The organism is Candidatus Njordibacter sp. Uisw_056, from assembly GCF_047730085.1.
Classification (GTDB): domain Bacteria; phylum Pseudomonadota; class Gammaproteobacteria; order Pseudomonadales; family Balneatricaceae; genus Njordibacter.
This window is the reverse complement of sequence record NZ_CP159830.1, coordinates 679,287-698,648: the sequence shown is the minus strand read 5'-3', so window position 1 is coordinate 698,648 and position 19,362 is coordinate 679,287. Positions and strand designations below refer to the sequence as shown.

Below are 19,362 nucleotides of genomic sequence, written 5' to 3'. Positions count from 1 at the left end.
TTTAAGCTCCTTGCCTGTGGTCGTGTTGGGTCATGAAATCACTCACCCGTTGGTTAAACGGGGTGGCCTGCTCTAAGTTTGCTAGGTGGCCTGCATTGGCTAATACACCTAATTGAGCATTTTTAATTTTACTGGCTAACCTTTCCATCATTGGCACACTGGCCATGGTGTCTTCAGAGCCTGCTAGTAATAGTGTGGGAAGATTCAACAGGGGTAAATTGCTACGGCAGTCAAACTCACTAATGCACTTAATGGCCTGCCTGTAGGTTTTATTGGGCACTTGTGCCATGCAGTGAATAGCAGTATGCCTAACTGATGGTAGGCTGGGCTGCGCCAACAAAGGGTCTATCAAAACTGCGGCTAATTGAGCCATAGTTGCCCCTTCATTCAGCGGCTTTAGCCTTGATTCAATAAACTGTTGTTGAAATACACCGTCACTAGAACCAAATGCTGCACTTGTAGAATAGAGTATTAAACTTGCCAGGTAGTCTGGATATTGGACAGCAAATGCCTGTGCTAGCATGCCACCAAAGGAATGCCCTAAAAGATGTACTTTATGCAGGTGATGCTGGTCTAAGAATTGTTTTAAGCCTGCTACTAGGCAATCCCAGTCCATTACTGATAATGGCGCAGAATCACCGTACCCTGGCAAATCTAAGCTCCATACCTGCGCGTTATTGCTTAATCCACTGAGTTGGGGCGCAAACGCACTAGCATTACCACCCACCCCGTGCAAACACACCAACACCGGGCCTAAAGCACCGCAGCGGATATAGCTCCAACTCACGCAAGATCGCCTTGTAGTTGGCCGCCTTGAATAACACACTGTTCATCTAGGTAAATAGTACAGTTTCGCACGGGTAAGTCAAAATGACCGTCTGTATAGCGCCCAGCAAACTCATTTGCACCGGTGGAAAACAAAAAATTGCCAGCAAAAGCACGTAGTTCTGTGCCATTGGTATCTATTTTATCGTACATAGTGAGTGCTTCATATCTGGCTTTAGGGTTCATACCAAAACCTACATGAGAGACAGCATAGGCGTTTTTATCATTCCATGCGGCCCAATAGCGCTTCATTAGCTCAGCGTCAGTGCCTTGCCCATCTATTTTAGTAACAAAGTCGTTTTCTATGGTCAGGGTAACTGGTTGTTCTAAGTATCGTTTGAAAGTCAGGTTAATATCACCTGCATCTAGCACTAGAGTGCCGTTGACTGTGCCCTGCTTAGGGAAACACACCACCACACCTGCAGGCCAATGGGCTAAGGTGCCGGGGCGTTCGGTATAACCCCACACTCCAGCAGTTGGGGCATCTTCAATATCAATGGTAAGGTCGGTGCCAGCCGCCGAGGTCACTCGCATTTTACTGGCTTGTTTACACAGCTTTGCAGCAGCTTTTACCTTAGGGGTTAACGCTGGGTCGGGTGCTAAACGAGTCAGTATTTCAGGATGTTCGTTACTCACCATGAGCACCCTTGCACCACCTTTTAAGAGTTGTGGTAATTCGGCTGCATGTAATAAACCCTCCACAGTACAATCTAACACTAGGGTACTAGCTGCCAGCGCGCTCAAGGCCGGGCCTGCATGCTGTAGAATTTTAGAGGCCCCTGTGGATCTAACTGGCACAGGCGCGTGCGATGTGGGTGTTGGTATGCGAACGTGAAATGCATGGCAACCTATGCGCACGAGAGCTAGTTCTGCCAACTGCAGTAGTATGTCTCTTGATTGGGTCTCTGACAGTATGGCCACTGAATCACCGGCCACCAAACCACATAACCCAAGGGTTTGCTCAAACGCTGCAAGCCAGGGTGCTTCAATGCGATCATTTAACATGTTTTGCATACTCTATTAACATTATTATTTTTTCCAGCATAGCACACACATTTTTATATGAAAATGAATACAACTACTCTAATATGTAATAAAAAAGGAACTGTAATTATTAATATGAGCAAATCTTTTAGTTTTATAGACGACTACCTAGCTTATCTTTTGGCACGCTCAAGTCACCTGGTAAGTGAGCAGTTTCACCGCCAGATTCAAGATCAAGGCTGGTCTACTAATTATTGGCGCATACTGGCTAGCTTATCAGACGAAGACGGCCTGACCTTAACTCAGCTGAATCAAAGGGTGTTATTTAAACAACCGACGTTATCTAAGCTAGTGGTTAAAATGGAATCAGAAAAACTGTTAAAACGACACCAAGATGATGCTGATAAAAGAGCTGTAAAAATAACAATTTCGCCCAAGGGACGAACCCTAATTGCAGATCTATTAGCCCAAGCCAAGGCCCATGAAAAGAAGGTATTAGCCGATTATAGCGAAGAACAGCAACAACTGTTAAAAGCCATGTTACGGCGCTTAGTAGTGCATTTGCAGGACTAATTCAGGTCTGTTCCATTAGTAGATTGAAGGCCAAATACCAAATACTAATTGCCAATGACGACTAATAAAAATCAGCACTCTTCCTATATCAATAACCCATTTTTAAAAGTAATATTTAGTTTTCTTGTTGCAAGGCCGATCATATACCAACACACATTTAACAAAATGAAGTGAGGGCCTTAAGCATAGTATGGAGTTGACTAAGTATGAAACTTGATATCGATTATATTCGAAAGCAATTCCCTGCCTTTGAGCAGAGTTCTCTAAAAGGCCACGCATTTTTTGAAAATGCTGGTGGGTCCTATACCTGCAAACCTGTAATAGACCGTTTAACAAGGTACTACAATGAGCGCAAAGTTCAGCCTTATGCGCCTTATGAGGCATCCACCTTGGCTGGTGCAGAAATGGATGAAGCCCGTGAGCGTCTGGCAGAAATTTTAGGTGTTGATACCGATGAAGTGAGTTTTGGGCCCTCAACCACACAAAACACTTATGTATTAGCTCAAGCGTTTGGCCAACACTTAAGTACTGGCGATGCCATCGTTGTTACCAATCAAGACCATGAGGCAAATACGGGGCCTTGGAGACGATTGTCTGAATGTGGTTTAGAGATCCGAGAGTGGCAAATTGATAGCAGGACTGGGCATCTAAACCTCCAAGACTTAACGAACCTATTGGATGAAAAGGTAAAACTGGTTTGTTTCCCACATTGCTCCAATGTTGTTGGTGAGATCAACGATGTAAAGGCAATCTGTGAAGTGATTCATACCGCTGGCGCATACAGTTGTGTGGATGGCGTAAGCTATGCTCCGCACGGCATTCCAAATGTTGGAGCGTTGGGAGCGGACATTTACCTATTTTCAGCTTACAAAACGTTTGGCCCGCATCAAGGAATTATGACCATTAACCGCGAACTGGGTATGGAACTGCCTAATCAAGGGCATTATTTTAATGCCAATGAGCTCTACAAACGCTTTACTCCAGCAGGGCCAGACCATGCACAAATTGCTGCTAGTGCAGGCATAGCAGACTATATAGACAATGTTTATAGCCACCATACTTCACAAGTATCCAATGCTAATGGCCGCGGCATGTTTGTGCATGACTTATTTCGGGCTCATGAAACTGAGTTGCTGCAACCATTGTTGGATTATTTAAGTGCAAAAGACTCTGTGCGCCTTTTAGGGCCCTGTGATGCGGCTAAAAAAGCGGCAACTGTTGCCATTGCTTTAAAAGCAAACCCACTGGCTGTGGCCGCTGAATTAGCACAGCATGGCATCATGGCAGGCGGTGGAAACTTTTACGCGGTGAGGTGTTTGCAGGCTCAAGGAATTGATCCAAATCATGGGGTTTTGCGGCTAAGCTTTGTACACTACACCCACAAATTTGAGGTTGATAAATTAATAACTGCTTTGCAACAGGTTTTATAGTCCACATTTAAATCGTTGGCTTACATAGCTGTAAACGCTGTGTCACAAGGCTCAGCTGCTAAAGATTTATGTAACTACGCCACATTATATTAAGTGGCGTTGGGGAGGGGTAGTAGGCGCTAACGCTACTACCCTTGAGAATGTGGAGGCGAACCCGCACACACATAGTCGTCTAAAAGCTATAGATATATGGAAATTATAAATAGAAAAATAAGTTATACCCCCACTTATACCCCCAATAAGTAACTAAAAGTAGTTTAATTATCAACTAACTCTTTATACTAATACTCAATAAACACCCCGTCGGTCTGATAAAATCGTGGTTCAAACTTACCGTTAAGCCGAACCCATTAGATATACGCCTGCAACAATGAGCCCGCTACCAGCCAATCGTGCAATATATTTACCTTGCGGCAAGCCTTTTTCTAACAATACATACAAGGTTAAACCGGCAATCCAATATAGGTTCATCACGCCGCCCACAAACAATAGTGCCATTAAAGCCCAACAGCAACCGAGGCAATATGCACCATGATGCATTCCCAACCTGAGGGCGCCTTTGCTGCCGGGACTATGGTGTTGAGCAATGAACTGAGCGGGGGCACGACAGCGTGATAAGCAGGCATTTTTAATGGCAGTGAATTGATAGATGCCTACCAACACCATCAAAACGCCAGCCACCGTTTGCGACTTGATGACCATCATTGGCCCGCTAAACACACCCACCTCCTGCAGCCCCCTCTGCAAAATGGTTGCAACAGCACTAAACAAGGCCCACGCCAGAAGGTACCCCAATAACAGAAACCCCGTATAGCCTGCGGCTCGGTGCCCGTCTTGCCCTTGGCGCTTAACGACAGTGAAGAGCATGAGCAACGGCACTGCGCTCGGGGTCATCATAGCCACCATCATAATCCACCACATCAAGAACAGCAGAACCCAATTAGCGGGTTGCCCCTGGGCGGTCATCACCATAGGTTTAGCCATGGAATTTGCCATTGATGTCATGTCAATGGCGCTCATGTTCATACCTACGCCCAGCACTGTGTAGGCCCCGGCAACAGCAACCAGCAATGTAACGGCTACGGCCACAATCACTCGATCGTGGCGCAATAGCCGTTCTATAACACTGATTGGCTGTTGCTCGCCCTGCATTTGCGGGTGATTATCCATCTAGACTACGCCTTGGCCCGTTAAATTGAGCTTGGCAATGTGGGCATGGGTGGCCTCAAACGATAGATCGATAACGCCGCCCTTGGTATTGGAGGTACCAGATGCCATCTCGGCCTGCCTAAATTCAAAGCTATCGGTGAGTTGAATGGAGATTCGGTGTGGTTCTCCGCTCACAATGTTGGGGATAGGCGCTACAGCAATATCGAAAATACCCCCAACTTTGGCGCTTCCAACGCGACTATCAATGTCCCAATCTAGCTCAATAGGTGCACTAAGCGTAGGGTGCTGGGTTGGGCTTGTAGCATTAAATACGTACCACATGGTGGCCATTTCTTCCGTATCCTTGCCAGACATAATGGCTTCTAAAGCCGCCTTTTGCTCAATACTTGCAGAGTCACCAATAATCAACTGATATTGCCCGTTGCCTTCGTGGATAGCTCCAGGCCAGTAATACACCCCGGCCGCTCGCAGGCCATCTAACGATACATCACCGTAGTGACCTTTGGTGATGTTAAATACAGCTACCGCTTGGCAGCTTCCGCCCGTTGGTAATACGCCAAATTGGCAAGGGCAGCCAAAATTACAATTACAGTTGGCCATTTCTTGGCCGTCAATATTCCAATCAATCATTAGCTTCCTCTCCTTATAAACCCGTTGGCTCAGTCTTTCGACCACCAACATATAAGCCCAACTAGCCGTATGCTCCTCAGGCCTTCGTTAACAATATCCACCCACTAAGCATCAGTCATGCTGCTGTTACTTTGATGACGTACAAAAATGAAATCATCGTCATACAAATCATTCAACTTATCAGCGTCTTTGGCATCAGTAGCCGCCGCCATTGCATTATAAATCGACATATCTCTCCTTTGTAGCTGATTAATTAATATGATTTAGTGTAACTGTGCCGATAATAGACTCCAATGAGACAATGTCGGGGTTTGCAATGCGCTTATCTCTTGCCGCATCGGCTTTGTCCATAGCTTCTTGGCTTTCATAAATTGAGACTGCAATGGTTTTATTGCCGTCTGCTAGAATACCAAATAAGCTGTTCAGCAGACGGGAATTCATTAGGGGCTTTTGCTTCGTAGCTCAATACTGAAGCATCTGCCACTGCTTCAGAACATAAAGTAACTGTGGTTATTCGTACAATTGACATATGGCTGGCCTATAAAAACTTACGGGGTTGTTACATTCCTCGAGTAACTCGAGTCGGGCCTTCCAAAATACTAAATGGTTTGGCCGTGGCATTGACCAACGCTGGATTGCCACCAACACCTGCAAACAGCTCAGACGCCAGAAAACCATCTAGGGCTGCTTGGTCTTGAAATAAATAAATGCCGCCATAGGTGTTATTCGCTTCGTCGGCTAACCAATGTTTTGAGATTAATCCTGGTGCTGCGGCAAAGGCCGGTGCTAATTCGTTACATACACCCTCGTAGTCACTGCGGGTGATTCCATCAAGGTTAAAGTTGATTATAAGTGCTTGCATTGCTAACTCCTTGAACATAATTCCTATTTTTATAGCCCAGTCACAGTGACTAATCTCTTTAGAAATTAACAGAGCGCGGCATAGGTTTCTACGAATGTTGATGAGAATCTCATGAGAATTTAGTTGAGTCATGCTAGTCATCGTATAGAAATGGGTTAGTATGAGTTAAGCGTCATTAACCAAGCAAAGGCTGTTACTCCGTAATGCTTACTAGACGAATCACCCGCAAGGCAGAATTAGAACTACTTGAGCCATTGTTAGCCAGTGGCAGCACACGAGTGCTGTATATCCATGGCATTTCTGGCATTGGCAAAACCACCTTATTGCAACAGCTAGGGCAGATCGCTCCCATTTTGCATTTAGACTGTGCTCAAATAGAGCCTACTGATACGGGCCTTTTACAGGCTTTGGATGGCGCTATCGGCGCACCAGGAGAGCCCTTAGAATTAGATTCCTTAGCCCAACTAAGATTATCACCTACTCTTATTGCTCTTGATCATTACGAATCCCTAAAACTGTTAGACATGTGGATAAGACAATTTTTATCCCCGCAACTGCCTCCCCAAATCACCCTAGTTCTGTGCTCGCGGCAACCTCCCCACAATGATTGGCTTATTAATGATAATGGGTACGGCCAATTTAAAACCTTAGAATTAGGGCCGCTCGGTGCCGATCAATCACATCAACTATTACAGCACTATGGCGTAGAAGAAGGCCGAGTAGAACCTTTGTTAAAGATGGCTCAAGGCCATCCTTTAGCTCTATATTTGGCGGCTTGTAGCCAACACAGGTTGCAATTACCTGATACACCAAACACCAATTTTGAATGGGCACTTACGCATTTAACAGACGCCTTTTTAGCGCAGGTAGAAAACCCAAGATTACGCAAAGCCATAGAGGCCAGTAGCGTTACCCGTAGGTTAACCAAACCCTTATTGCGGGCACTGCTTAAACAAGACGATATAGATGCCGAATACCAAGGTATAGAAGAGCTCGACTTTGTGAGCAGCAATAGTGACGGCCTACACATTCATGACCTAGTGCGTAATTTGGTGGCTCGATGTTATAAAGCGAGTGATCCAGAAGCCTATCGCCAGCACCAGCAAAACTGCTGGTGGTGGCTACAACAAGACTTAGATAAAGCCGCCGGCCATGATTATTGGCGACATACTGCAGACCTGTTGTACCTGATAGAAAACCCTCACGTAAGGGAGGCCTTTTTTCCATGCGGTAGCCAAATCGTAGCCGTAGAACCAGCCCTTGCAACAGACTATGAGAACATCATGGCCATGGTTAACCAGCACGATGGCCCACAAGCCAAAGCCATCATGGCCGACTTATGGAACCTATGCCCTAGTGGCTTTGGTGTGGTACGTGAAGATCAACACACATTACAAGGTTTTGCCTGTGTATTTGAAGTCAGCCAAGTGGCTCACAGCAAAGACCCAGTGATCCAGTCTATACTCACACACCTAGAGGCCTACCCTGTCCCTCAAGGCCAAACGGTATTGATTACAAGGCGATGGCTAAGTCGAAAAGAAGGCGAGCTCCCCTCTGCGGCACAGGGTGCGTTTTGGTTAGATTGCAAACGTCTCTATATGGCTTTTAAACCCTCTATGCGCCGAATTTACCTAGTGATAAAACAGCCGCCTGCCTACCAAGAAGTCATGCAGGTGCTTGGCTTTAAGGAGGCCACCAACACCTACTTAGAAGTCGAGGGCACTGGCTACCATTGCATGGCCAACGACATGGGCCCGGGGTCTGTGGATGGCTGGCTTACGGGCTTAGCCGAACGTGAACTTGGTGTTATGCAACGGTTTCGTTTACAGGTAGAAGGACGACAATTATTGGTCGATGATCAACTACTAGATCTTACACCACTCGAGTTTGGCGTAGCTCAATGTTTATTAGCTCGGCCAGGGCGCACAGTAAGCCGTGAACACCTACTACAACAGGTGTGGCACACTGATTACCAAGGGGGGAGCAATGTTGTGGATGCCGTGGTGCGTACTCTGCGTAAGAAGCTAGCCGCCCATGCCAGTGCCATTGCCACAGTGACGGGTGTAGGTTATCGGCTTAATTTAGAAACCTGATATTACGTGACTAATTTCACTATCATTAATTAGCCAGTCTAGATAACACTCTACTAAAACCTCACTTTCACTAAATGTTATAGTGTTCGTCATATTTTATTATGATGTCTACTCAGACTAAGACTCTATAAAACTCCCATCGGCCTTATAGAACTTAGACTCAACCATACCATGAAGTCGGACGTTATCAGCCTTCTCATAAAACGTACCGCCACAACCTGGATGCTCAAAGTCAGTGTTGCGTTCCCCATGATACATAAAGCCACGAACGTCTAGATCTCCCCCTTCCTTGGCAGGCTTGTAGGGAACAACAACATAACTACTGCACTTCAAACATCGCTCTTGGCCAGCCCTTGCTTTAGCTAGCTCAATGTATTTCGCGTAACTATTAATGGTCTCAATAGTCGAATCTATCCACTCTCGGCGTGATTTGAATAACACATTGAGGATATTCGCAAAAACCGTACCCGTATCACGGCGAATAGAATATAAGTTAGACCTGATCTCACCAGCCGCCTTAGACGTATCGCTAAAATCTTCAATGGCAGTAATGCTTTGACAGCCATTGCACCAGCCTAGTTGCCTTTCAAGGTTAAACTGACCTTCGTCATCTTTGTAGTAATATTGGCCATTGGTGGCGTTACTCGACGATCTGTAATCACATTGGGTACACAGTATGGAATACGAAGGGACTGACATTAATCGATCCTTGATTGTATGAATTACATATATTGCAAATGTAACGCATTTGTATAATACTTGTCGAATGATAGCTAAAAAAACTACTACACTTAATTTGCGAGTCGACCCTTTAGTTAAGGACGCCGTTCGCTATGCCGCTAACCAAGAACACAGGAGCGTTGCCAATATGGTAGAGATGATGATTCGACAATACTGTCGCGACGCTGGGTATCCTGTACTAGAACAAACCCCTTTGTTTGACAATGAACAATAAGATGCTCAAAGGCCTCGTTGAGGCTGGTGCGGTTAAGGCGGTTAGCATTATAGCTAGTGGCTCTGTTGTACATGCTGAGATCTTAACCCTCAGTGGTGATAAGAAGGTCATCACTACCCAAGCTGGCGCCATTAAAACATGGCGTACCATTGACTCGGCGGCTAAGTGGCTGAAGAAGATTGGCCTAGGCACAATGAAACTTGAAGTTGGCAAGTGGATGCCTAATCAGAAGGGCTTGCTTAGCATGAAGAACCCACTGGGGCTTTTGCTGAACGGGTACGTGGCTATTTCGCTGGCACAAGCTACAAAGCCCTTCAAACGCGTACAAAGAAAGATTATGCCGCGTATGGTGAGAAAGTCTGCCTTGTGTTTGGTAAAGTAAATCGACACCGCATAAAGCCTCACCATATACGCAAATACATGGATGCCCGTAACAAGACTGCGTTAGTCCAGGCTAACAGAGAACATTCATTTATGAGTGCTGTCTTCTCTTGGGCGCATGAGAATGGGAGAGTGAATGTTAACCCCTGCGTTGGCGTTCGTTAGTTCAAACAAGAGCCTAGAGATCGCTACATCGAAGATTGGGAGTACGAGGCAGTTATGGCAGAGGCCCGTAAAAACGCCCCATTAATGGCGGCTGCTATGGAGCTTAGCTATTGTTGTGCAGCAAGGCAGGGTGATGTTTGGGGTTTACGCAGAGATCAATTGCGTGAAACTGGCATTTTCATTAGGCAAGGCAAAAGATAATCACAGCGGTGAATCGTTAGCGAATTTCACATTCCATGACATTAAAGCAAAATCAATTTCTGACTACGATGGAAACCTGCAAGATTTGTCAGGTCATAAAACCGAAGCTCAGGCTCAGAGTTATAGCCGCAAGGTAAAGGTCACTCCGACTCTAAAATAAAGCCCGAACTGGATGGATAACCACCACTGTATATTAGGCGAAATATTAGGCGGTGTTAGGCGAATAGTGGTTACTATCGCCACAACCCGCATGAATGTGGAGGCCGAACCCGGAATCGAACCGGGGTTAGCGGATTTGCAATCCGGTGCATAACCACTCTGCCATTCGGCCAAATTTGGAGCGGGAAACCGGATTCGAACCGGCGACCCCGACCTTGGCAAGGTCGTGCTCTACCAACTGAGCTATTCCCGCTACACATCACTGTTTTAAGGCAAGCAATAAACCGTCACTATTATGAGCCTAAACGCTCATTTTACAAAGTACTTTGTTGGCATCCCGTAGGGGGTTCGAACCCCTGTCGCCGCCGTGAAAGGGCAGTGTCCTAGGCCACTAGACGAACGGGACGCTATAGCTCTGTAAAGAGTGGAGCGCATATTATTGATTTTGCTGGATTATGTCAACTGAAAATTGAGATATGCGGGGTAATCTTTAGTATTTTATAATTATTGCACAGCCAATGCTGAAATATTGCCTATAAAAAGCTGACTACTAGCAGGCATAAGGGTTTTAGAATCAATACGTTAAATCGTTTTTTTTGCAGATAACACCGAATACAGCTAGGTGGCTCTGCTGTTTTAGCAATAAGCCACATAATAGGCGTGTTATTTTTAGAAAAAATGGAGCGGGAAACCGGATTCGAACCGGCGACCCCGACCTTGGCAAGGTCGTGCTCTACCAACTGAGCTATTCCCGCTACATATCACTTGTTGAAGGCGTGTGATTAGCCTTTACTATTTAGGCTTGCAGTTTTGCGCCAGCCATTTCAGTTGAACGACTTGCTACTAACCGCATTCCAAAAAAATAGTGGTATCCCGTAGGGGGTTCGAACCCCTGTTACCGCCGTGAAAGGGCAGTGTCCTAGACCACTAGACGAACGGGACACATTCGCGGTTGATACTGCTTCTTAGCTGTACCAAACTGGAGTGCGCATATTAGTGATTGAGCCGTTTTCTGTCAAGCACTAATGTGAAAAATATTGGGTTTATTTCAACCACTTAGTTATTTATTGCACCAGCCCTTTAAATTACTAAATTATTTGAGTTTGCGCCAACCCTCAGCGACAATAGACCCACTAATTTTTTTGGATTACTAACATGGCCTTTACCCTTCATGGCGCACCTCTTTCGCCTTTTGTTCGCAAAGTGATGTATCTTTTAAGCCTCTCTAAAACTAAATATGCTCTCAAAATAGTGGCGCCCGGATTTATGCCAGATAATTTCGTTAACATTAGCCCCTTGAAAAAGATTCCTGTGCTTCAAGAAAATGATTGGCACCAGGCTGATTCAAGCATCATTTGCAATTACCTTATTGAAACCTTAAATCATGAGGCCTTAACACCGCTTATCCCCACCGATGCCAAGTCACGGGCACAAGTGCGCTGGTTAGAAAAATTTGCTGATTACGAACTAGCACCATTACTCGCTTTTGCAGTATTTCAACAACGCATTATACGACCTTCTGGTAAACCACCCAATGAAGACCACATCCAAGTTGTGATAACACAACAGATCCCTCCATTACTAGACTACCTTGCTAGCCAACTAGGAACTCAGGACTATTTTGTCGATAACTGCTTTTCTTTAGCAGACATCGCCATTACCAGTCAGATGATTAGTTTTATGCACGGTGGTGAACGCCCAGATCATCAACGTTGGCCTACCCTGTCAGCCTACTTTGAACGTATGCTAGCCCAACCTATATGGCAAGCCTTAATAAAGCGGGAGCAGGTGACTCTCAGTAAAATTCATGGTTCTAGAGCTTCCCTTTGATTCACCAAATTCGAGGTTACAGCCTAGCAATAGGCGCGCTCTTAAGTGCGCTAGCACTGCCCTTTCCAATGCTTTATCCCATTGCTGGCATACTTTTGTGGGGCTTTGCAATCTCATCTTTTCGGTTACTTGCACACCGCTCTTTGATTCAATCAATGGCGCTAATCGGTGTTGGGCTAGCCAGCCTTGGCTTCAGCCTGCTTGAGGGCGCCGCTGTGCCGCTTTACCCGCTTATTAATAGCAATACTCAACTGCTGGCAATGCTGGCTGCAGTGAGCTTTTTAAGCCTTATTGCCACGCCTTCTAAGCGAAGTAAAAAAAGAGTCCTGCCGGTAGGTAAAAAAGGGCTCATAAGCACGTTAGCTTCGGGGCATTTTTTTAGTGCAATTATTAACGTATCGGCGTTATTAATTATTGCAGAAAAGCTCAACGAGAGCCGAAAGATAGATACTCGCGCAGCCAGCATGCTGACCATTAATTTTGCAATGTGCGCTCTTTGGTCACCCTTTTTTGCCGCAATGGCCTACACTTTAAGCCTGGTACCAAACATGCAAATGTTAGCAGTAATGAGTGTTGGCGCGCCTATGGGTTTGATCAGTTTAGCCATGCTGTATTGGCTACATCGAGCCCCTGAGTCAAAGCTTACCGGGTACCCATTAAAGGGGCGGAATTTAGTTCTTCCTGCGCTTTTAGCAGTTACAGTGATTATTGCCCACGAGGTGTGGCCAACTATTGCCATTACCCAAATTATTGCTATTTGCGCACCCTTGTTGGTCATTATAGTGTTGCTATACGAAGGACGTACAAACCAACTTCATTGCCACATTACTAACCGCTTGCCCAACATGCATAACGAGATTACGTTATTTTTAGCTGCAGGGGTGTTTGCTATTGGGTTAAGCGCGTTGTTTAAGGTAATGCCGCCGTGGCTACCTTTTACCCATTACGGCCCTTTAGAAGCGTGTTTAACGTTAGGTTGTTGCTTGGTGGCAGCTCGTTTAGGCGTGCATGTCATCATGATTATGGCAGTGACTGCACCATTACTGCTAACGCTAGAGCCTAACCCAAATCTGTTAGCGATGACTTTTTTAGCCGCTTGGGGCTTAGGCAGTGCTATCAACCCAGTTTCAGGTACCTTATTGGTTATGCAGGGTAATTATCACATTAATGGTAGCCAAATCGCCCGCGCAAACACCTTACCTATCACTGCACTGTATGCCATAAACTGTGTTGCTTTGTTTATTTATTCAGCGTTTGATTGAGTGTTAAATATGTCTTTAACCTCATTAACTAAAGCACTAATGCTCGCGTTGGTCATGAATAACAATACCATCGTTAGGCAGGCTTCCCACTTCTTGCAACACTACCTCTGCGCGCAGATGCAACACACTGCGTGCGCTATCACTTATTGCCGCCGTAAGTTCAGGGGAAATTACTGTGGCCTCACACAATACTTGCATGCTGTCTTGACCATTCACCTGAGTCACACGCAGGCGAGCCTTGACCAAAGATTCATTTTTGGCCACTAAGTCTGCCACTTGTTCTGGCCGAACAAACATACCTCTCACCTTGGTGGCTTGATCAGCACGCCCCATCCAGCCTTTAATGCGTTTGTTGGTGCGCCCACAGGGGCTTTGACCTGCCATAATGGCAGACATATCTCCCGTAGCAAAACGGATAAGTGGGTAGTGTGGGTTGAAGTTAGTCACTACCACCTCACCCACTTCACCATCTGCTACAAGGTCTCCTGTGCCTGGCCGTACAATTTCTACATACACATCTTCATCAATAACCATGCCTTCTTGGGCTGGTGTTTCATAAGCAATACTGCCTAAGTCCGCCGTAGCATAACCTTGCAATACGTTTAGCCCACGGGCTTTAAAGAAGGCTTGTTGGGCTGGAAAAAATGGCTCCCCACCCACCACTGCATGGGTTAAGGAGCTAATGTCTAGTGCTAAGGTATCAGCCTTTTCTAGCACTATTTTCAAAAATGAGGGGGTGCCTACATAGGCTTTAGGCTTTAAGGCTGCAATGCTTTGAGCCTGCATGTCACTATTACCAGTGCCTGCAGCTATTACCGGGCAGCCTAAAGCCTTTAATGCGCTATCAAACATCACCCCTGCTGGGGTAAAGTGATAGGAAAAGGTATTGTGCACCAAGTCGCCTTTGCGCAAACCACCCGCATATAGTGCTCTAGCAAAGTGCCAGTGATCTGGCACATCAAAGCCTGGTTCATTGATCGGCCCTGGGGATGTAAAAATATACGCCAGTGGCGCCGCCTCAGAACTAACAAAACCGCCAAAGGGCATGGTGTTTTTTTGTAATTCAATCAGGCTTGATTTACGAGTAACAGGCAAAGCAGCAAGCGCTTGGGCAGAAGTAATATCGGCAGCGCTGACTGCTTTCAGAATATTTGCCCAGGCAGGGCATGTGGCTTGAGCATGAGCAACTTGGTGCGCTATGGCTTTTATTTGTTCAGCTTGACGTTGATCAGGCTCACGGGTTTCTAGGTTGTCATAAAAATCAGTCATGGTGTGTCCTTTATCATGTGGCGTACTTTATGTTGATAAACCTAAAGTTTGTTTGGTGTGTGTGGTTAAATGGCGCCATTGAATAAGCACCATAGGCATGGCCAAAGGGTTGCAGCAATCCCTAGGCGATGTGGTTTTGGTGGGACGGGGATGGATTACGTTGCTAGCACAGTAATTAAGCCAACCAACGCTTACGGCGTCGATACTGCTTCACATCACGGAAGCTTTTCTTTTCCCCATCACTAACACCTAGGTAGAATTCTTTAACGTCTTCATTTTCACGTAGGTCGCTGGCTTTGCCATCCATTACTACTCGGCCATTTTCCATAATGTAACCATAGGTAGCGTAACGCAAGGCAACAGCAGTGTTTTGTTCTGCGAGTAAGAAAGTTACGCCTTGCTCTTCATTGAGCTTTTTAACAATTTCAAAAATCTCTTCCACCAGCTGCGGGGCTAATCCCATAGACGGTTCATCTAACAAAATCATGTGCGGGTTGGCCATTAAGGCACGACCGATTGCACACATTTGTTGTTCGCCACCCGATGTGTATCCTGCTTGGCTTTTACGCCTTTCCCTCAAGCGCGGAAAATAGTTATAAACCATTTCTAGGCTATCTTGTATGGCCCGACGGCCATCTGTGCGGGCATAAGCACCGACTAATAGGTTCTCTTCAATGGTTAAATGCTCAAAACAGTGCCGGCCTTCCATCACCTGCACTACACCCATTTTTACCAGCTCAGCTGGATTACTGGTGTTTATATTTTTACCTTCAAATTCGATGGTGCCTTTAGTGACTACTCCGCGCTCGGAGCCCAACAAATTAGAGATCGCTTTAATGGTGGTAGATTTACCGGCGCCATTAGCGCCGAGTAAGGCCACAATGCCTTTTTCATGCACTTCTAAAGATACGCCTTTTAATACCAATATCACATGATCATAAATGACCTCGATATTATTTATGGCCAGTATCGGTGCTTTTTCTGTGGTCATGATTTTATCCTATCACCAGCAAAACAATCTATTTTAGTAAAACGTAAAAGTAGAGGCACCCACATATTTGGGTGCCTCACTAAGTTAAAGCGTTAACTTAACTTTTAACAGTCACGTGGAGTGATGTTGTTTTCTGCAGCATAAGCTTCAGAGTCAGCTTTAATAAGCGCACTAATCACTTCCATATCTGGCGCTTCAAAATCACCCACTAGCTTCCATTCGCGAGAGTTGCCATCCCACTGCTGAATGCCAACATTACCCGGGCCACCATGGTTAGAACAGCTAACACTAAACTCTGGGCCAAACTTAGGCATACCAGCAGCAGCCATAAATTCATTGGTTACGTTCAATGCTTCTAGACCGTCGCGCATCATGCCAGAAGTAATGTCTTTAACACCGTGAATCTCTTGTGCGTTGGCAGCTCCAGCTGCTGCTAACATGGCAGAATACATACCACGGTTATACAGCACAGTACCCACGTTAGAACCATCACCTGCAGTTAAACCTGCATCAACTACAAACTTTTGGATATCCTTATAGACTGGATAATCACTACCTACGTTGTGAAAAGTAGCTGCTTTGTAGCCATGTGAACCCATACCTTCAAGGGCATCGTTTTCAGTACCAGACCACCAAATGCCAAACATTTGATCCATTGGGTAACGAATATTAGCGGCTTCTTTCAAAGCCACTTGATTCATTACACCCCAACCATAAAGGATTATATTGTCTGGGCGTTCACGACGAATTTGCAACCACTGAGACTTTTGCTCTTGGCCAGGATGATCTACTGGGATCAAGGTCAGGTTAAAGCCATGCTTTGTTGCCAATGCCTCTAGCGTAGGAATAGGCTCTTTGCCATAACCGGAGTTATGGTAAACCAAAGCAATATTCCGGTCGTTAATCGTGCCGCCATTCTCTTCCATAATACGGTTGATAATACGGCTCGCTCCAGACCAGTAGTTGGCTGGGAAGTTAAATACATGAGAGAACACTTTTCCGTTTGCACCAGACGTACGGCCATAGCCCTGCGTCATTAATGGAATGTCATCGGCCATAGTTTTAGGGATCAACTGATAAGTAATGCCCGTAGACAAAGGTTGATACGCTAGCGCACCATCACCCTTCGTTGCTTCATAGCATTCCACACCTTTAGCAGTGTTGTAACCAGTTTCACATTCAGGCACAGCGGTCAAAACTCCACCGATACCACCATCACGCTCGTTCAACAACGTAAAGTAATCTGCATAGCCATCAGCATAAGGTGCACCACCCGCGGCATATGGCCCCGTGCGGTAACTCAATGATGGGAATACTAGATCAGCTACAACAGGCGCTGAAACAGCCAGCGTAGTCAAAGCAACAGTTGCTAGTTTAGTAAATTTCATGTCGTCATCCTCCTAAGGTTTCGACTTATTTTTATTTTGCTCAAATGAGCATGAAACAACACTAAGTGGTTTACACCAAGCCAAAAAGGCTCTGTGTTAGCCTAGTGCGGGAACGGCCAAAGCCGTAATTTCTCTTTTAACACTCTGGCCATTTGTGCCAGCCCATGAGGTTCTATAATAAGGAATATTAAGATAAGACCACCAACAATAATGTACTCAAAGTGGGCTGCTAAATCTGTAGGCCATCCCATGGCACCTACCAACACATTTTTTAGTAACACAGGCATTAGTACCATAAATGCCGCACCAATAAAGCTACCAAAAATAGAGCCAAGGCCACCAATGATGATCATGAATAGCACAGAAAAAGAAACGCTAATACCAAACGCTTCGGTCACTTCGGCTGCACCCAAGTAAACTGAAAAGAATAAAGAGCCAGAAATGCCAACAAAGAACGAAGAAACGGCAAAGGCCGACAACTTAGCCGTTAATGGATTAACACCAATAATTTCTGCTGCAATGTCCATGTCTCTGATCGCCATCCAACTGCGGCCCAAGCGCCCGCGGGTGAGGTTACGTGCTATCCAAGCCAAACCTACGGCAAAGCCCAAACAAAATAAATACCCAGCAACTGGCGTAGCATGAGGGCCCGTAATAATCACTCCAAACATTTCCCTTTGTGGCGCACTAATTTGGCCGGATGCAGAATAGTTATAAAACCAGGGCACTTTATTTAGCAGCCAAACTAAGAAGAATTGGGCTGCCAATGTTGCTACTGCCAAGTAGAAGCCTTTAATACGTAAGCTAGGCAAGCCGAATAATGCTCCTACTGCGGCGGTTATTAACCCCGAAAGCAGGATAACGCTTACCATGTCCATACCTGGAAATGCGGTCATAAGCTTATAGGTGGCATAGGCACCTACCGCCATAAAACCACCAGTACCTAGAGATAACTGCCCTGTATAACCTACCAGAATGTTCAGCCCTAGTGCCGCTATAGCCCATACTAAAAAGGGAATCATTACAGCATTAGCAATGTAGTCTGTGAGGAACATGGGTACAACAACAAATGCGATCAACATCACAAAATAGTAGCGCCAACGGTCAAACTTAATAGGAAAAGTTTGGCTGTCTTTTTGGTAAGTCTTTTTAAAATCACCCGATTCGCGATAAAACATCTGTTACACCCTTTCTATAATTTTTTCGCCAAACAACCCTTGTGGTCTAAACACAAGAAACATAAGGGCCAATACATAAGCAAACCAATTTTCTGTGGCACCGCCAATTAACGGGCCAATGGCATACTCAAATAATTTCTCACCTACACCAATAATCAAACCCCCAATAATGGCCCCTGGGATGGAGGTAAAGCCACCCAACATTAATACTGGCAAAGCTTTTAAAGCTATTAGCGAGAGTGAGAACTGAACACCAGACTTGGCACCCCACATAATACCGGCCACCAAAGCCACAAAACCTGCAATAGACCACACAATTACCCAAATAGTGCGCAAGGAAATACCCACAGACAAGGCTGCTTGGTGATCATCTGCCACCGCCCGCAAGGCCCTGCCAGTAGTGGTGTACTGACTAAATATAGTTAATGAAACCACTAAAACTATGGCGACTAAACTGGCCACCATATCAAGTTTGTCTAGGTACATGCCGTAGTACTGCTCTCCTTCTGCTGCCCAGCCTAACGTGTACTCTTCCAACCAAAGTGAACCACCTGAGGGCAGTCCCACATCTAAGGTTTTAATGTCGCTACCCCACATAATGTCGCCAAAGCCTTCCATAAAGTAGGCTAAACCAATGGTGGCCATAAACAAAATAATAGGTTCTTGGTTAACCAAGTGATGCAATATGTAGCGCTCTACAAGAATCGCAAATACCACCATTACACCTATCGTTAAAGCAATCGCTAATAAGGTAGGCACCTGCCATCCAAAGTGATGAATATTGGTACCAAAGATGGCATTAATAAGGTGGGAAAAAGGTATTTGCCCAGTTTGTATACCCACTAAAGTGAGTGCAGCAAACAACGCCATTACACCTTGTGCGTAGTTGAAAATTCCAGAGGCCTTGAAAATTAGTACAAAGCCAAGGGCAACCAAAGAATACATTACACCAGCCATTAAGCCGTTGAGTATCACTTCGATGGTATATAAAAAATCAGCACTCATACATAGTCCCC

Annotated in this window: 21 protein-coding genes, 5 tRNA genes and 1 pseudogene; 9 read left to right on the top strand and 18 right to left on the bottom strand. The window is 45.5% G+C overall.

The window, feature by feature from the left end; genetic code table 11:
• Position 1: 1 nt before the first annotated feature.
• Together ABXT60_RS03485 and ABXT60_RS03480 are read right to left on the bottom strand one after the other, a co-directional pair.
• Positions 2-787: an alpha/beta fold hydrolase gene (locus tag ABXT60_RS03485; RefSeq protein WP_443631373.1), complete on the bottom strand. Its 786-nt coding sequence runs from the start codon at positions 785-787 to the stop codon at positions 2-4.
• Entirely contained in the window at positions 784-1,830 is a 1,047-nt protein-coding gene (locus ABXT60_RS03480; protein WP_443631372.1) for a hypothetical protein, read from the bottom strand. The genes ABXT60_RS03485 and ABXT60_RS03480 overlap by 4 nt, the downstream gene beginning before the upstream one ends.
• A 114-nt stretch (positions 1,831-1,944) precedes the next feature.
• Between ABXT60_RS03480 and ABXT60_RS03475 the strand changes: the two genes are divergently transcribed.
• Positions 1,945-2,382: a MarR family winged helix-turn-helix transcriptional regulator gene (locus ABXT60_RS03475; RefSeq protein WP_443631371.1), complete on the top strand. Its 438-nt coding sequence runs from the start codon at positions 1,945-1,947 to the stop codon at positions 2,380-2,382.
• Between the two features lie 206 nt (positions 2,383-2,588).
• A complete protein-coding gene (locus tag ABXT60_RS03470; protein ID WP_443631370.1) occupies positions 2,589-3,812 on the top strand; it encodes an aminotransferase class V-fold PLP-dependent enzyme in 1,224 nt (407 codons plus the stop codon).
• A 336-nt stretch (positions 3,813-4,148) separates the two neighbouring features.
• On the opposite strand, the gene ABXT60_RS03465 is transcribed toward ABXT60_RS03470, so the two are convergent.
• The 5 genes from ABXT60_RS03465 to ABXT60_RS03445 all read right to left on the bottom strand — a co-directional run bounded on the left by ABXT60_RS03465 (position 4,149) and on the right by ABXT60_RS03445 (position 6,474).
• Positions 4,149-4,982, bottom strand: coding sequence for a DUF2182 domain-containing protein (locus tag ABXT60_RS03465; RefSeq protein ID WP_443631369.1), 834 nt, complete (start codon positions 4,980-4,982; stop codon positions 4,149-4,151).
• A complete protein-coding gene (locus ABXT60_RS03460) occupies positions 4,983-5,612 on the bottom strand; it encodes a DUF1326 domain-containing protein (protein WP_443631368.1) in 630 nt (209 codons plus the stop codon). It lies immediately after the preceding gene.
• A gap of 104 nt (positions 5,613-5,716) precedes the next feature.
• Positions 5,717-5,842 (bottom strand): hypothetical protein, encoded by a 126-nt coding sequence (locus ABXT60_RS03455; RefSeq protein ID WP_443631367.1) that lies wholly within the window; start codon positions 5,840-5,842, stop codon positions 5,717-5,719.
• Between the two features lie 19 nt (positions 5,843-5,861).
• Entirely contained in the window at positions 5,862-6,053 is a 192-nt protein-coding gene (locus ABXT60_RS03450) for a hypothetical protein (RefSeq protein ID WP_443631366.1), read from the bottom strand.
• Positions 6,054-6,171: 118 nt separating this feature from the next.
• Positions 6,172-6,474, bottom strand: a complete 303-nt coding sequence (locus ABXT60_RS03445; protein ID WP_443631365.1) for a YdhR family protein — start codon at positions 6,472-6,474, stop codon at positions 6,172-6,174.
• A gap of 203 nt (positions 6,475-6,677) precedes the next feature.
• On the opposite strand from ABXT60_RS03445, the gene ABXT60_RS03440 reads away from it, so the two are divergent.
• Positions 6,678-8,567, top strand: coding sequence for a winged helix-turn-helix domain-containing protein (locus tag ABXT60_RS03440; protein ID WP_443631364.1), 1,890 nt, complete (start codon positions 6,678-6,680; stop codon positions 8,565-8,567).
• A 117-nt stretch (positions 8,568-8,684) separates the two neighbouring features.
• Here the strand turns inward: ABXT60_RS03440 and ABXT60_RS03435 are convergent, their stop codons facing one another.
• Entirely contained in the window at positions 8,685-9,266 is a 582-nt protein-coding gene (locus tag ABXT60_RS03435) for a hypothetical protein (protein WP_443631363.1), read from the bottom strand.
• Positions 9,267-9,333: 67 nt separating this feature from the next.
• Here ABXT60_RS03435 and ABXT60_RS03430 point away from each other — a divergent pair, with 67 nt between their 5' ends.
• The 4 genes and pseudogenes from ABXT60_RS03430 (at position 9,334) to ABXT60_RS03415 (ending at position 10,429) form a co-directional block, all read left to right on the top strand.
• Entirely contained in the window at positions 9,334-9,522 is a 189-nt protein-coding gene (locus ABXT60_RS03430; protein WP_443631362.1) for a hypothetical protein, read from the top strand.
• Between the two features lies 1 nt (position 9,523).
• Positions 9,524-9,904, top strand: a complete 381-nt coding sequence (locus ABXT60_RS03425; RefSeq protein WP_443631361.1) for a hypothetical protein — start codon at positions 9,524-9,526, stop codon at positions 9,902-9,904.
• Positions 9,862-10,068: pseudogene (locus ABXT60_RS03420) on the top strand (phage integrase central domain-containing protein); the annotation flags it as partial. The gene ABXT60_RS03425 and the pseudogene ABXT60_RS03420, both read left to right, overlap by 43 nt.
• 133 nt (positions 10,069-10,201) lie before the next feature.
• Positions 10,202-10,429, top strand: coding sequence for a hypothetical protein (locus ABXT60_RS03415; protein ID WP_443631360.1), 228 nt, complete (start codon positions 10,202-10,204; stop codon positions 10,427-10,429).
• 97 nt (positions 10,430-10,526) lie between these two features.
• Here the strand turns inward: ABXT60_RS03415 and ABXT60_RS03410 are convergent.
• The 5 genes from ABXT60_RS03410 to ABXT60_RS03390 form a co-directional block, all read right to left on the bottom strand.
• Positions 10,527-10,600, bottom strand: a tRNA-Cys gene (locus ABXT60_RS03410).
• A 5-nt stretch (positions 10,601-10,605) separates the two neighbouring features.
• Positions 10,606-10,681: transfer RNA gene (locus tag ABXT60_RS03405), tRNA-Gly, on the bottom strand.
• A 77-nt stretch (positions 10,682-10,758) separates the two neighbouring features.
• A tRNA-Glu gene (locus tag ABXT60_RS03400) sits at positions 10,759-10,834 on the bottom strand.
• Between the two features lie 273 nt (positions 10,835-11,107).
• Positions 11,108-11,183: transfer RNA gene (locus tag ABXT60_RS03395), tRNA-Gly, on the bottom strand.
• A 111-nt stretch (positions 11,184-11,294) separates the two neighbouring features.
• Positions 11,295-11,370 (bottom strand) — tRNA-Glu (locus ABXT60_RS03390).
• Between the two features lie 213 nt (positions 11,371-11,583).
• Here ABXT60_RS03390 and ABXT60_RS03385 point away from each other — a divergent pair.
• A complete protein-coding gene (locus tag ABXT60_RS03385; RefSeq protein WP_443631359.1) occupies positions 11,584-12,258 on the top strand; it encodes a glutathione S-transferase family protein in 675 nt (224 codons plus the stop codon).
• Positions 12,255-13,520 (top strand): hypothetical protein, encoded by a 1,266-nt coding sequence (locus ABXT60_RS03380; protein ID WP_443631358.1) that lies wholly within the window; start codon positions 12,255-12,257, stop codon positions 13,518-13,520. The genes ABXT60_RS03385 and ABXT60_RS03380 overlap by 4 nt, the downstream gene beginning before the upstream one ends.
• Positions 13,521-13,556: 36 nt before the next feature.
• Here the strand turns inward: ABXT60_RS03380 and ABXT60_RS03375 are convergent, their stop codons facing one another.
• The 5 genes from ABXT60_RS03375 to ABXT60_RS03355 all read right to left on the bottom strand — a co-directional run bounded on the left by ABXT60_RS03375 (position 13,557) and on the right by ABXT60_RS03355 (position 19,351).
• Positions 13,557-14,789: a phenylacetate--CoA ligase family protein gene (locus tag ABXT60_RS03375; protein ID WP_443631357.1), complete on the bottom strand. Its 1,233-nt coding sequence runs from the start codon at positions 14,787-14,789 to the stop codon at positions 13,557-13,559.
• A 175-nt stretch (positions 14,790-14,964) separates the two neighbouring features.
• Positions 14,965-15,780 carry an ABC transporter ATP-binding protein gene (locus ABXT60_RS03370; protein ID WP_443631356.1) on the bottom strand — a complete coding sequence of 272 codons (816 nt, stop codon included), beginning with the start codon at positions 15,778-15,780 and terminating at the stop codon, positions 14,965-14,967.
• 104 nt (positions 15,781-15,884) lie between these two features.
• Complete coding sequence (locus ABXT60_RS03365; protein ID WP_443631355.1) at positions 15,885-17,168, bottom strand: ABC transporter substrate-binding protein; 1,284 nt, start codon at positions 17,166-17,168, stop codon at positions 15,885-15,887.
• A gap of 101 nt (positions 17,169-17,269) precedes the next feature.
• Positions 17,270-18,346, bottom strand: coding sequence for a branched-chain amino acid ABC transporter permease (locus tag ABXT60_RS03360; protein WP_443631354.1), 1,077 nt, complete (start codon positions 18,344-18,346; stop codon positions 17,270-17,272).
• A 3-nt stretch (positions 18,347-18,349) separates the two neighbouring features.
• Positions 18,350-19,351 carry a branched-chain amino acid ABC transporter permease gene (locus tag ABXT60_RS03355; RefSeq protein WP_443631353.1) on the bottom strand — a complete coding sequence of 334 codons (1,002 nt, stop codon included), beginning with the start codon at positions 19,349-19,351 and terminating at the stop codon, positions 18,350-18,352.
• Positions 19,352-19,362: the final 11 nt, after the last annotated feature.